We start from the raw sequence: 14227 nt of genomic DNA on the forward strand, positions 1-14227 counted from the left end.
TACCTCAACTAAATCGATTTACCAAACCGTTCGGCAAACAATTCGACCTCTCATCTCCAATCGAAACAAAAGCGGCGCATACTGATAAACGTTTGACGATGCTTTATCAGTTTTACCAACCACATCGGAAGGTGCTTCATGGCCGCATTCGATCACAATCCGCACGACTTCAAGTATCTGCGCCTGCTGTCGAGACAGTTCCCCACCGAGCAATCCGCATTCACCGAGATTATCAATCTCTCGGCCATCCTCAACCTGCCCAAGGGCACCGAGCATTTTATGAGCGATGTGCATGGCGAGTACGAAGCCTTTATGCACATCCTCAATAACTGCTCGGGCGTCGTGCGCGAGCATGTCGACGAAATCTTTGGCGACACGCTCTCCTTTGGCGAAAAGGGCGAGCTGTGCACGCTCATCTACTATCCGCGCGAGAAGATCGATCTTGTCCGCAGCCGGCGCGAGGACTCGCCCACCTGGTACAAGACCATGCTCGACCAGCTCATCGTGGTTGCCCGCTCGCTTTCGAGCCGCTATACCCGCTCTAAGGTACGTAAGGCCATCCCGCGCGATTACGCCTACATCATCGACGAGTTGCTGCACACGCATCCAGACGAGAACAACTACCGCGTGCGTTATCACGAGCGCATTATCGAATCCATCTTAGAGACCGCCAGCGCCGACGACTTTATCGAGTCGCTCGCCTCGCTCATCAAGCGCCTCGCCGTCGACCACCTGCACTTGGTGGGCGACATCTTCGATCGCGGTGGCGGCGCGGCCAAGATTATGGACTGCCTGCTCACCTATCATTCGCTCGATATTCAGTGGGGCAACCACGACCTGCTGTGGATGGGTGCCGCTGCCGGCGAGCCCGCCTGCATCGCCACGGTACTGCGCAACAACCTGCGCTACGACAACTACGAGATTCTCGAGAACGACTATGGCATCTCGCTGCGCGAGCTTGTCGCCTTCGCCGACGCCACCTATACCGCCGGCGAGTCCATCAGCCCGCTGATCAAAGCCATCAACGTCCTGCTTTTTAAGCTCGAGGGCCAGATTATCCAGCGCCACCCCGAGTTCGACATGGCAGACCGCCTGCTGCTCGACAAGATCGATCACGACGCCGGCACGGTCGCCCTCGCCGACGGCAGCGTATGGCCGCTCACGACCAACGACTTCCCCACCGTCGATCCGGCGGACCCATACACGCTCACGCCCCAGGAGCAACACATCATCGACAAGCTCGTGTCCGAGTTTGTCACCGCCGATCACCTGCATCGCCATATCGATTTCCTCTACACCCACGGCTCGATGTACAAGGTCACCAACGGCAACCTGCTGTTCCACGGCTGCGTGCCGCTCAACGAAGACGGCACCTTTAGCAGCATGAACTGCCTGGGCACCTGGCATGCTGGCCGCGATTACTTCGATTTTTGCGACCACATCGCCCGCCGCGCCTGGCGCGTCGGCGACCGCGATGCCCTCGACTGGATGTGGTACCTGTGGATTGGCTTTAACTCACCCGCCAGCGGACGCGTGGTGCGCACGTTCGAGCGCGCCTACATCGCCGACAAGAGCACGTGGGTCGAGCCGATGGACCCGTACTATACGCTCACCACGTCCTCGTCCGTTTGCGACGACATCATGCGCGAGTTTGGCGTCGCCCCCATGGCCTGCTCGCCGACGGGCCACATCATCAACGGCCATACCCCGGTCAAAACCACCAAGGGCGAGCAGCCCATCCGCGCCAACGGCAAGTTGCTGGTCATCGACGGCGGTTTCTGTCGCGCCTACCATCCCAAAACGGGCATCGCCGGCTACACGCTCATCTCGAGCTCGCGCGGATGCCGCCTCAAGTCGCACCAGGCCTTTACCACCGTTGCCGAGGCGCTCACCCGCAACATCGACATCGAAAGCGAGACCAACCGCTTTGACGAGGCCGACCGGCGCCGCATGGTGAGCGACACCGATACCGGTGCCAAGATTCGCAGCCAGATCCAGGACCTGCGCCAGCTGCTCGATGCATATAGAAACGGTGCTATCGAGGAGCGTGCCTAGCCCCGCCCACGGGGATTGGCTAAACTTTCTGGGTTTGTCGTCCCCACGGCGCCCCGGCGCCACCCTAAGGCAGGTACCATGCAAAAGCTCCTTGCACAGATCATGAAATTCGGCGTCGTCGGCGTCATTGCCACTGTCATCGACTTTGGCATCATGAATCTGCTCCACTACGGTCTGGGTCTCAACATCCTAATCGCCAACACCAGCGGCTTTATCGTCTCGCTCATCTTTAACTACGTCGCGAGCATGAAGTACGTGTTTGCGCACAAGGAGGGCATGAGCCGCCGCCGCGAGTTCATCATCTTTGTCGTGCTGTCCGTTATTGGCCTGGCGCTCAACGATGGCATCGTGCTGGCCCTCAACGCCGGCCTGGGCCTCGAGGCCAATATCGCCAAGATTTGCGCTACCGCGCTGGTCATGGTCTACAACTTTGTAACGCGCAAGATCTTCCTGGAGGGCGAGCAGACCAAGTAGCCCGGCCTCCTCGTTGCACTACGGGGCCCACGGACGACGCGCGTCGAGCGCTGCGTTGTTCGTGGGCCTTGCTCGTTTACGGCAAGATTTGCAACGTTTGCGGATTGCCTCTTGAATATTTGGCGAGTTCGTATAGTTCTTGCCAAAGACCTTACGTTTCCCACGCAAAAGCTCTAAAGTATCTCGTTGCTCGATTCGTCAACGCATTGGATGTGATTACGTGCGCAAGGCACTGGCACAACCTCATACCAAGCAATTCCTCAAGTTCGCTGTCGTGGGTCTTATCTCCTTTGGCATCGACTGGGGTATGCTCATTGCGCTCGTCGAGCTGTTCCACCTCGACTTTTTGATGAGCACCACGATCTCGTTTACCACGTCTGTCGTGGTCAACTACTGGCTCAGCATGAAGTACGTGTTCGACCATCGCGAGGGCATGAGCCGCAAGCGCGAGTTCACGATCTTCACCATCCTGTCGGTGATCGGTTTGGGCCTCAACGACCTGTACATGTTTGTGGGCGTCACGTTTTTGAGCATCGGCTACCAGGCCATGAAGGCCATCGCCACGTTCCTGGTCACCTGGTACAACTACTTTAGCCGTCGCTTTTTCCTCGAGGGCGCGCAGTCGTAGTTTGTTCGACATTAGCTTGAAGGTATAACCGGTTGGAATTTTCGTTCCAACCGGTTTTTTGTTTACAGAGAGACCCGGCGACCCAGTCCCATTCGCATGAAAAACGGGCGGCTCGGATGTTTGTCCGAACCGCCCGCATGGCGTGTTATGTCGAGGCCTCTAGCCCGTTACGTAATACCAAACGACGTTGTCGCCATTGGAGAGAACGTAGTTACTGCAGGCCGTCATGGGCGTTGTGCCGTTGACGGAGTACATCCAGCCGCTCGTGCCGCCGTACTGTTTCTCGGCCAAACCACCAATCGCAGAAACATACGTGCCGTACGATGAGCCGTGTGCGTTGACAGAAAGGCCCAGCGCGCACAGGGCATCGTAAACGGTGGCGCCTTCGTTAAAGGTAAAGGTGCCGCCAGAGGACACGGGATTGCCCACAGCGCTCGATGTGACCGAAACCGTCACCGTAACGTAGTTGGACTCCTGTGAGCCGCTTTGGCTGCCCGAGGAGGCGTTTCCACCATTAGAGGATGAGGCTCCATCAGACGACTGGCCACCGCCCGAAGAAGCACCGCCAGACGCATTGGAAGTATCACCGGCTCCCGTATTTTGGGCAGCGGATTTATCGCCAGACTTCTTGCCGCCCCGGTCCTCGGACTTCTTGCTATCCGAGTTTTTGTCCGATTCCTTGTTTGAAGACTCGGAATCCTTGGAACTGGCCTCGCCCGAAGTCGTAGTCGTAGTCGAGCCAAACCCCTTGGTGTCCTTGGCGACGACGCTCTCCCCCGTCACGGTCTGAACGATCCAGTCAATGGACCAGGCGCCGCTCTCGGAAGGATGGACGAAGCCCAGCGAGACGACGATCAGAATGGTGCACGCGGCAGCAAGAACGCCAAGGAGCGCCTTGCGACGAGAGGCGGACGCCGCCGAAGCGGCGCCCTGTTGCTTTGCATCGTCGAACTGAATGAACGAGGAATCTGGTTGCTTGGGGTCAGCGTCCTTGGATTTATTGGACACAACCCTCACCTACCGACGTTTGGTGAACACGAACACGCCGACGATGGCGAGACCGATGACGCCGGCGGCAACGCCAACAATGGCGAGCGGGTTGGTGCCAGTCTCCTGCTCGGAAGCACTAGAGGACTTCTTAGCAGTGGTCGTAGAAGCAGCACCCGTATCGGACTTGGAATCGGACTTCTTGTCGGACTTCTTGTCGGACTTGCTGTCCTTCTTGTCAGACTTCTTCTCGTCCTTCTTATCGGACTTATCGGAGTCCTTCTTGTCGGACTTGTTGTCCTTGGTCTCGGTCTTGGTCGACACCGTCGTCTTGGTCACCGGCTTCTTGCCCGGGGCAATAGCGCCGCCCTTCGAGCCGGAGCCAGAACCCGCGCCAGCGCCAGTGCCGGAACCAGTACCGGTACCAGAACCGCCGCCGCCATTCGAACCAGCGCCGCCATCACCGCCAGGGTTAACGGCATTCTTGGTCCACTTGGCATACAGCGTCAGATCGGCCGTCACCGGCGTGCTAAAGTCATACGCCTGCGTACAAGCCTCATCGGTATACCAACCGCCGAAAGTGTAGCCATCGCGCGTCGGATCGGCCGGCTTGACCAGCTTGCCATCGGCCGTAGCAACAAACTTAGTGTCGCAAGCAGACCCGCCGTTGGAGTTAAAGGCAACCGTCCAAGACTCGACAGCTCCAAGTTTAAACAGCGTGCCCGAATCATTAATGTAGTAGAGATTGCCAGAAGCATCGGCAATGACCGGAGAGTCACAGTACTGGTAATGACCAGCCGCATCATAAATCTGCGTCGCCTCTGCATCGCCGAGCGTATAGCGATACACGCCACCACCAGCAGAGTAGTTGACGTAATCCTTGCTATCCGCGCTGTTAACGGTGAAGTACACATAGGTCTTGCCGCCCTGAACACTCACCAGCGGAGTAGCAGCAATACCGTTGAGGCCAGCCGGCAGCGCCTTGCCGTCGGCAGCAGCGACCATCGTGGTCTTACCCGTCTTCAGGTTATAGAGAACCAGAGCAGAGCCAGTAGCCGTCTGTCCGCCGACAATCAGATTGTCACCAGACACCGCAGGGGCGCTCAGATTATTCGTAAGGCCCAGATCAACCGTCTTCTGTTCACTCAGCACGCCCTTCGCCGAAAGCGAAATCACATGGAGCTTTCCGTCGTGCGTCATCTGATAGAAGGTCGAACCATTGGACGGATCGGCAATGCAATCGGCATTTGCGACAGCGCCGAGCTTCATGGTCGAAACGACATCGCCCGTCGTCTTATCAATGCACTTAAGCGTACCCGCGCTCGTAGGAACGATGGCATACTTATCCGTCAAAGCCGCACCAGTCCAGTAATAGCCCTCGGCAGGGTCGATGTTCTGCCAAGAAACTTCGCCCGTGGCAATCTTAATGCGCGCAAAGGAGCCGTTGCCGTAGGTCGCGTTGTAATTCTCGTCATACGAAATATCGACCGAGCCTACATAGACGTACTCGCCGTCCGAAACGACGGTGCAGGAGCTCTGCGTCAAGTCCGTCAAACCAGGCGTCAGCCACTTGCAGATCAGCTTGTCTGCAGTAATCGCCTGGACCGCACCGCCGTTGAGCGGAACGATGATAAGGCCATTGGTATAGATCGGACGAGAGGTATAGCTCACCTTGGAGGCAAGCGGCGCAGAGGCAACCTTTTTGCCCGTGGACGAATCGATCTTGATGAGCTCGTTCTCGGTCGCGATGTACACAAAGCCGTTGGCGATGACAGGTTCGCTGCAGTTGGCATACTGCTGACCAGACTCGGCCTTCCAATCGAAGGCCCACTTAAGACCGGCGGCCTGCGCAGGCGTCTTGGCATCCGTTACGGTCGAACCGTTGCCACTGTTGCCGTAGCCGGCCCACTCGGCATCCCAATCAGGAGTCGTCGCACTCGGGTCCACGACAACCTTGTCGGGATCGGGCATGGGCGAATCGTCGGTGGTATAGGCAAGCGTGACCTTATCGCCGCTCTTGAGCGTAATCTGATTGGCGCAGAGTAAGGAGGGCTCTCCATTGATATACAGGTGCCAATATTTATTGGTCGCAGCATCATAACCGTACGACTTGTCTTCGAACGGCGATTTGATGGAATTGAGGAACCAGTACTCGCCACTCTGGGAGCCGTTGTACGTAACGCCCTTGGCCTTCAGAACCGTCTCAATAAGGTTCTGGGCAGTAGAGCCTTCAGGCAAAGAAACACTGCTTGCCGAGCCCCAGCGAGTATTGTTGCCGTTGACATCGGGACCGATAACATCGGCGGATCCAAGCACCTGACCGGGGAGGGCATCGGCGTCAGCACCATACATAAAGGTGACGGCGTCACCCTCCTGGAGCTTGTAGGCACCGGCGCCAACGTCGGCGAACTTGCCATTTACGTAGAAGCGCCAATAGCTCTTGGTCGCAGCATCCCAGCCATAGGACTTACTGTCGAACGGCGAAGTAATACCGTTGAGGAACCAGCCCCAAGACGATTCGCTAGCATCGAGCTTAAGGCCGGTCTGCTCAAGGAGATCCTTGGCAGTAGAGCCCGCCTTGAGACTCGTCTGACCCGTCGAAGCCCAAACCTGCTGCTTGCCGTCCTTGTCCTTACCGAGAACCTGAACAGAAGCATGGACAGAATCGGACGGCAACTGGTCGCCCCAGCCACCGTAGAACCACGTGACGGTATCGCCGGCATGGATGGTGACATTGTCCGCCGTATAGTCACTCGACTTGCCGTTGATAAACAGCTGCCAATAGGTCGAATAATCTTGGGGCGTACCCAGCTCAACACCGTTGTACTTAAGGCTCAGAATGAAGGAGCCCGCAGCAACGGCGTCAATATCATTCGCCTCGAGCGCGACCTTCGTAAGGTCAAGTGCGCTCGAGCCGGACGTCACCACATACTGCGCGTTATCGACCCAAGTCTGAGTCTTGCCCTGGGCATCGCGACCAATGACGGTCACATTTGCGGCAACCTGGTCCTTAACGACAGGGGACGAGCTACCAGCCGTATAGGCAAACTCAATCTTCTGCCCCTAGGTGAGCTTGACGCTGCTCGCGCCAACCGAGGAAGACGCGCCGTCGACGAACAGCTGCCAGAAGGCATAAGTCGTCGGATCGTAGGCAAGCGTGCGGCCATCGCTCGGAGATGTGATGCTTTCGAGGTAGAAACCGTATGCCGTGTTCGGTTCGTACTTCGCCTTGAGGCCCATCTTCTCCTGCAGCTTAATGAAGGCATCCGCAGCCGTCGCGCCCTCGTCGAGCTTGAGCTGCGTAGGTGCCACCCAGGTCTGAGCCTTGCCGTCAGCATCGGTGCCGATAATCGAGAACGAGACCTCGACCTGCTTCTTGGCGACATCGCCGGTTTCTGTCGGGTTCTCTGTCTGAACGGCAGCCGCGGCGGCAGATCCCGCTTGGCCAGCGGATGCCGTCGAAGACTGCTCGCTCGTGGCAGGGCTCTCCCCCGTCGCCGAGCCTTCGCCGCCAGTTGCTGCCTCTGTTATGGCTGCACTAGCTGCAGGCGCGCCCTCGGAATCCGAAACCTCGGCGCCGCTCTGCTCAGCGGTACCGCCCGCAAGCGCTGCGTCCTCGCCCGGCGTCGCAGCCTGAGCCACAGCCTCGGCAATGCCCTCGGCGCCCTCGGCCCAAAGTTGCGCCGGCGTGGTGCCAAAAGCCATGGCAAAAGCCAGGAACGCCACCAGACCGCGCTTGGCTACGCCACGGGCAATCGCTCCATGGCGACGCCACGAGGCGCGCTGGCACTCGTCCTCAAACATATCCATTTGTCTCCTATTGTCTGAACTTGGAGCATTGCCCAGCGGCTGCCCCACGTCATCGCGCACATTGCGCTCGAGTACCCCCATCGGGGTCCCCCTTCCCTCCAGAGCCCAACGCGTACCGGCGGCATGCGCCGCGGCCGCGTACAAGATGGGAGGCGATCCGACTTAACCTTACCGACCCGGGCGCGCCGTCCGATCTGCGACGCGACTATCCCGGGCCAAGAGGAATTACGGTTACTGGTACAGCCGGGGACTTGCACCCCGATTCTCCCAAACGCGCAGGAAAACCACGCATTCGTGCGTCTCCGCACCACCATCTAGGCCATCGATTATTACTGTCAGTATGGTATCACGCAAAAGGGCCCCGCACACAGGCGAAGCCCAAGGTAAAAGCTATGGTTTGCGATAGAAAAGGGTGAGGATGGAATGCCGAGCAAAAGGATCCGTCTTCCTCTGATCCCGCGAAATCGTTACCGCTTGCCGCCGTGGCTGTTGCGCCAGATCTCGCGGCCCAGCATCAGCGCCAGCACCAGCGCGCTCACGTAGCCCATAAAGCCAATCACCGGGATACCAAACACAACCGGCTCGATGCGCGCGTAGTACACCACCGACGAACCGATAAACAGACCGGCGATCACAATTGCCATCGACATGCGGTCGATGATTCCACCCAGCTGCCGCAGCGCCTTATCGCTGCTCATGATCTGCGTGTTCACCTTAAGCTGGCCGCGCGTGAGCATACGCGACGCCAAGCCCAGATACTCGGCCGCCTCGAGCGAGCCTTTTGCCGCGCGATAGCTGCTCGCCGCAAAGTCGCGCCCCATTTCGCGGACGCGCACATAGGCGCTCTTCTCGTTTTTGATGTGCGCTTGGATGATCTGGATCATGTTGACGTTGGGCATGTACTCGGTCAGCAGACCCTCGAGCGTCACCATGCCGCGGGCGAACATCGTCACCACGCTCGGCAGCTCAACGTCGTTTTTGCGCGCCAGGTTTAGCAACGAGGTCAAAAACTCGCCGATATCCAGGTCCTTAAGATCGAGTCCTGCAAAGTCGGCTACGATAAAGTCCAAATCGGACAAAAAGGCCGAATGATCGAGCTCGGCCGAATCACCGCGCGTCACGGCAAAACGCATGAGCGAATCCTTGAGCTTGGGCACATCGCCCTCGGCCACGGCAAAGATCATATCCTTGACGATACCGCGGTCGTGGCTCGACATGCGCCCGACCATGCCCAGGTCAATAAAGTAGACAATGCCGTCCTTGAGGATGATGTTTCCCGCATGCGGGTCGGCATGGAAAAAGCCGTCATCGAGCACCTGCGTCGAGTAGTCCTCGACGATTGCGGCACCGATCTTTTCCAAGTCATAACCCTCGGCCACCAAGCGTTCAGGATCGGCGATCGAAATGCCGTCGACGTAGTCCATAACCACCACGTGCTCGGTGCACAGGTCCAGATAGGATTTAGGGCACGTCACGCCATGAACGCTCTTATGGAACTCGTAAAAGTCATTGAGGTTTTTGGCCTCGGCCAAAAAGTTGGTCTCCTCGCGAAATGAGGTCCACAGCTCTTCGACCACACCGTGCAGGTCAACAAACTGATCGGTGTTGACGAACTTGGAAACGATGCGCACCACCGAGCGAATGATGTCGATGTCCTGCGCCATAACCTGTTGCGCGCCGGGGCGCTGCACCTTAACGGCCACGTCCTCGCCCGTCACCAGGCGGGCACGGTGTACCTGCGCGAGCGACGCGCTTCCGAGCGGGTTGGGGTCGATCGCGTCGAACATCTGCCCCAAGCGCTGGCCGTACTCCTCTTCCAGACAGCGGAGCACTACCTCATACGGCACCGGGTCTACGTCGGAGCGCAGGCGGCGCAGCTCGTCGCAAAACCGCTGCGGCAAAATCTCGGACCGGTTGGCCAGGATCTGCCCCATCTTGACGAACATGGGACCGAGCTCTTCGAGCAGACGACGCAGACGCACCGGCGTGAGGTTATCCCATACGCGGTACTTTTTGATCAGGCGAACGATCTGCCCAATGCGCTCACGACGACCTGCCGGTGTGAGCTGATACTCCTCGTCCGGCGCCATCGCGTCGGGCTCCTCGGGGACCATATCGACAGCGCGTGGCTTCTTGCGAGCGCCCGAGACGGCGGCCTCAACCTCATCGACAACCGCCGTCTCGTCACCCAAGGGATCTAGATTGTTGTAATCAGTGGTGGAATCTGCCATCTGCGCTGCTACTCGGCCTCTTCGGTGTCCTCTGCATCGTCGGGCTCAACGGACTCGACGGGCACCGAAGTCACGTTGTCCTCGACCGAGTCGACGATGTCGCGCACATGGGCCAGGAAGGCCGTGCGCTCGGGGGCGGTCATAACGCGGACGCGGGCCAGGATGAGCTCGTCGAGCACGCGCTGCGCCGCAGTCTCGCCCTGCATGCCCAGGCGCTCGGTCAGGTCGGAAATGGTGCCGCCGGCCTGCTCGAACATATCGGACACGCTGCGGGCGATATCGGGAGTGCCGGCGTCCTTGCGCACCTGCTCACCCTTGGTATTGAGGTCGTCAAGGACCTTCTTGCCGCCCTCAACGGCAACGGCAGCGGCGCCGAAGCCCACGTTGATGGCACCGTTAACAAGCTGATCGAATTTCATAACCATGGTTGGCTCCAATCATGAACAACTGCATTGGCGTTCTTGTACCCAAGATTGGGTGAACGACACAAAATCGTTTTATCGCCAAGATAGAAATCGAGCGGGGCGAAGCCTTTGACGGCGTTTGTCCCGCTCGTTCGCCGCAAGGCCGTCTTTACCTTACGTTGTCATTCATCGCGAAGGAGTTCTTCATGGCACAGCTCGTGGTGTAGAGCACCTTGCCCAACAGGGCATCGGTCTCCACGCGCACGAGCTCGGCAAAGGCCTCGTTGGCGCGGGCGAGCTCGGCGGGCGCCTCGGCCTCGGGCAGCGCGGCCACGGCGGCATCGACGTCGTGGATCTGCTTGTGGCCCATGCCGCCAACTTTCTCCTGATAATCCTCGACCGCGCGACCGCACTCATGGAAGCGAACATCGGCCAAGGCACCGATCAGGCGATTTGCCCAATAGAAATTCTCGGACGTCACGCGAGCCTGCGTGTCGGCATAGTACTCGGGCATGGTCTCGACATTGGCGTACAGCGGCACGAGCGCGTTAAACGAGTTGGAGCCAAACGCCATCCACTGCACGGCGCGATACGCCGGCTGCGCATAGGGGCGCAGCTGCAGCACGGCAAGCTGGCTGTTGCGGTTGATGCCGATGGGACGATAGGCGCCGCGCGTGGCGGGCGTGCCCTTGCTGCCGTAGCAGTCGTACTCTGTGCCCTGGTAGTGGCTCGAAAGCACGTACTTGATGTCCTCGATGGTCACCTTGCGCTCGGGCACGCGGCTCCAGGGGATGTCGTCGCTCTCGGGCGTGTAGTCGGCGTCGGGACCGTCCCACACATCGCTGGGGTTGAGGCAGCGCTGCATGTACCAGGCGCGCGGCGTGTTGTAGACGTGGTCGCTGTCGCTGTGCGAGCCAAAGGCCTCGCGCGGGTTAAAGACCGCAGCGGGACCATCGCCCTTAACGCCCAGCGTCAGATCCAGATGCCACTCGGCCATCCAGGAGCGCAGGTCGGCGGAGCACATGTGGTCGACCTGGGCGCCCTCGGCGTCGTCCAGGTCAAAGCTATCGATACCCAGCTGGTTGGGCATGGTCACGTAGGCATCATCGGGCACGCGCTTGGCGATCCAGTGGTGGCCGCCGATGGTCTCGAGCCACCAGATCTCGTCAACATCACTAAAGGCGATGCCGTTGTTCTCGTAGGTGCCGTAGCGCTCGAGCAGGTCGCCCAGGATGCGCACACCGTCGCGGGCGGACTTGGCGTACGGCAGCACCAGGGTCACCATATCCTCCTCGCCCAAACCACCGGGCTGCGCCGGAACATAGCCGTCCTCGCCCTCGTTGCCCTTGGCGGGCACGTAGTCCACGAGCGGATCGGCGCCGCGGACGCGCTCGTTGGTGGTGAGCGTCTCGGTTGCGGACATGCCAACATTGAGCTCGTTGAAGCCGGCCTCGGCCCAAATGCCATGACCGGGGACAACGTCGGGGACGCTTGTATAACGCATGGGATTATCGGGCAGCTCAACGGTCAGGTGGCTCAAGACGCTCGTGTAGACACGCGGCTGCTCGTCGGGGTGCACAACACGCATGCGCTTGGGCTCAAACACCCCGTTGGACGAGTCCTCGTTGCGGGCAACCAGCGTCGACCCGTCGTAGCTCGCGTTCTTACCAACCAAAATCGTTGTGCACGGCATGCGCATCCTCCTTGAGCGAAGAAATCAAACGGTACCAGTGTATCGCTTCGGCGCAAAAAGGGCGAAACAGCCGCCCCGGCAACCCCTGTGGTCAAAAACGACTATTTCGATGCGCGCTCCGCCGACTCGATCACGTGCTTGGCGAGAATCGCCGTCGTTACAGCCCCCACGCCGCCCGGCACGGGAGTAATTGCGCCAACGATCGGTTCCGCAGCATCAAAATCGACATCGCCGACCAGCTTGCCAGCGGCCTCGTCCCAGTTAATGCCCACATCGATGATCGTCTGGCCCTCGCGAACCGCATCCGCGCCAATCGTGCGTGCGCGTCCAACGGCCGCAACCACAATATCAGCCGCACGGCACTCGGCAGCCAAGTCGCGCGTATGCGTATGGCACATCGTCACCGTGGCATTGCGAGCCGTAAGCATGGCGGCAACGGGACGGCCAATCACGAGCGACCGACCGACGACCGCGACCTTGGCCCCATCCAGCTCAACGCTGTAATGGTCCAGCAACGCCAACACGGCTTCTGCCGTGCAAGGAGCAAAGCCCTCGCCTCGCCCCGAAAGCGTGGTGAGCAGCGAGGCCGGCGTCATGGAGTCAACATCCTTGGCGGGCTCGAGTGCCGCGGCAACTGCATCCTCGTCAAGCCCAGCGGGCAACGGACGAAACATCAGGCAGCCGTGAACAGCGGGGTCGGCATCGATGTCCTTAATAGCCGCCAACAGCTCGTCCTGTGAAACATCGGCGGGAAGCAAAACGCGGCGAGCCTCAATGCCAATCTTCTCGCAGCGCTTGAGGGCGCCGCGCTCGTAGGACAGGTCGTCCTCGCGCTCGCCCACACGAACGATGGCCAGTGTCGGCACGATGCCCTGTTCGCGCAGGGCGGCGCAACGAGCGGCAAGTTCCTCGGCCAAAGCGCGGGCAACGGGAGCACCCTTGAGCAGTTCGGCCATGGCTATCCCCTCTTCCTTGCGGCGTCAGCAGCACGGCGCGCCAGTGCATCGGCGCGCGGCAGCCACGTATCTAGTAGTTCATCGCACGCCGCCTCGAGTTCCTCGGCGCGCGCCCGGTCTTTCATAGATGTGGTGTTGGCAAAGAGCGTCAGGCTCGCGCCTTGCATGGCGGCGCGGCAGAACACGGCGCCGCATGCCACGTCGGACAGCAACTGGCGCGAACCCTTGTCGGCCATGTCCTCGAGCAGCGCCAGCGCGCGGGCGCAGGCATCCATGATCCGATACGGTGGCATGGCCGCCACGCGCAACGCGTCCTGAATCGCCACGGGTCGAGCCGGGTCATCACAAGGAATACCGTATGCCGCAGACACCTGGCCGTACGCGCGCACATCCTCGGCAACCAGACCCACTAGTTCCTGCGCCAGCTCATCAGCCTGGGCAAACGCGCGCGTCAGGTCATCCGCACGATCAGCAAGCGCGGGATTGGTCGCACCGTAGCGGGCAACCATTCCACACAGCGAGGCGCCCAGCGCGCCCACAAAGGCGCTCGCGCTGCCACCGCCAGGAACCGGCTCGCGCGCGGCCAGCGCCTCGGCAAACCCGCGACAGGTCTTGTCCATCATCTCTTGTCTCATACGCATGCACCTTCAAGTCATATAGATCGGTCGGGCGGCAACCGCCGGCCAACCGCATCAAACACGTAATGATGCTAAGTCTAGCCCATAAGCACATTAGCGTCAGTACACCTGGCCATCGCGGATTTCTATGGCACACGATAGGCCATGCCAACGCAAACATGGGACACATGGCCCACCTTTCGGGACTTCCGGACGTCACAAACTGGGGCATATCTATAAACAAGGAATCTGTTGGGGCAACGCCCACGTACGCGCGCCCCATTAAAACAACGGGCACCCAACCCCGGGGAGGGCCGACAACATCGGCCCTCCCCTCTTTTGCGCCCGAACATATTGCCACTTAACGGCGCA

General features: G+C 59.8%; 11 protein-coding genes. 3 read left to right on the plus strand and 8 right to left on the minus strand.

Translation table 11 applies throughout. The features are described from left to right. The first annotated feature begins 138 nt into the window (after nt 1-138). The 3 genes from LCQ44_RS09755 to LCQ44_RS09765 all read left to right on the plus strand — a co-directional run bounded on the left by LCQ44_RS09755 (nt 139) and on the right by LCQ44_RS09765 (nt 3157). A complete protein-coding gene (locus tag LCQ44_RS09755; protein WP_225093745.1) occupies nt 139-2055 on the plus strand; it encodes a fructose-1,6-bisphosphatase in 1917 nt (638 codons plus the stop codon). Nucleotides 2056-2133: 78 nt separating this feature from the next. Then, nucleotides 2134-2529 (plus strand): GtrA family protein, encoded by a 396-nt coding sequence (locus LCQ44_RS09760; protein WP_225093746.1) that lies wholly within the window; start codon nt 2134-2136, stop codon nt 2527-2529. A gap of 220 nt (nt 2530-2749) precedes the next feature. Next, a complete protein-coding gene (locus LCQ44_RS09765; RefSeq protein WP_225093747.1) occupies nt 2750-3157 on the plus strand; it encodes a GtrA family protein in 408 nt (135 codons plus the stop codon). 159 nt (nt 3158-3316) lie between these two features. Here the strand turns inward: LCQ44_RS09765 and LCQ44_RS09770 are convergent, their stop codons facing one another. The 8 genes from LCQ44_RS09770 to LCQ44_RS09805 all read right to left on the minus strand — a co-directional run bounded on the left by LCQ44_RS09770 (nt 3317) and on the right by LCQ44_RS09805 (nt 13873). Further along, complete coding sequence (locus tag LCQ44_RS09770; RefSeq protein ID WP_225093748.1) at nt 3317-4165, minus strand: DUF4430 domain-containing protein; 849 nt, start codon at nt 4163-4165, stop codon at nt 3317-3319. Between the two features lie 9 nt (nt 4166-4174). Further along, nucleotides 4175-7135, minus strand: a complete 2961-nt coding sequence (locus tag LCQ44_RS09775) for a DUF4430 domain-containing protein (RefSeq protein ID WP_225093749.1) — start codon at nt 7133-7135, stop codon at nt 4175-4177. 72 nt (nt 7136-7207) lie between these two features. Beyond that, the gene (locus tag LCQ44_RS09780) at nt 7208-8035 is read right to left on the minus strand and encodes a DUF4430 domain-containing protein (RefSeq protein ID WP_225093750.1); all 828 of its coding nucleotides are present in this window, start codon (nt 8033-8035) and stop codon (nt 7208-7210) included. 386 nt (nt 8036-8421) lie between these two features. Further along, on the minus strand, nt 8422-10185 hold the full coding sequence (locus tag LCQ44_RS09785) for an ABC1 kinase family protein (protein WP_225093751.1): 1764 nt from the start codon (nt 10183-10185) through the stop codon (nt 8422-8424). 8 nt (nt 10186-10193) lie between these two features. Further along, nucleotides 10194-10610, minus strand: a complete 417-nt coding sequence (locus tag LCQ44_RS09790; RefSeq protein WP_035137332.1) for a hypothetical protein — start codon at nt 10608-10610, stop codon at nt 10194-10196. A gap of 148 nt (nt 10611-10758) precedes the next feature. Next, on the minus strand, nt 10759-12282 hold the full coding sequence (locus LCQ44_RS09795; protein WP_225093752.1) for a C69 family dipeptidase: 1524 nt from the start codon (nt 12280-12282) through the stop codon (nt 10759-10761). 101 nt (nt 12283-12383) lie between these two features. Further along, complete coding sequence (locus LCQ44_RS09800) at nt 12384-13238, minus strand: bifunctional 5,10-methylenetetrahydrofolate dehydrogenase/5,10-methenyltetrahydrofolate cyclohydrolase (RefSeq protein WP_225093753.1); 855 nt, start codon at nt 13236-13238, stop codon at nt 12384-12386. Between the two features lie 2 nt (nt 13239-13240). Next, entirely contained in the window at nt 13241-13873 is a 633-nt protein-coding gene (locus LCQ44_RS09805; protein WP_225093754.1) for a cyclodeaminase/cyclohydrolase family protein, read from the minus strand. Nucleotides 13874-14227: the final 354 nt, after the last annotated feature.

The organism is Collinsella aerofaciens (assembly GCF_020181355.1).
Lineage (GTDB): Bacteria > Actinomycetota > Coriobacteriia > Coriobacteriales > Coriobacteriaceae > Collinsella.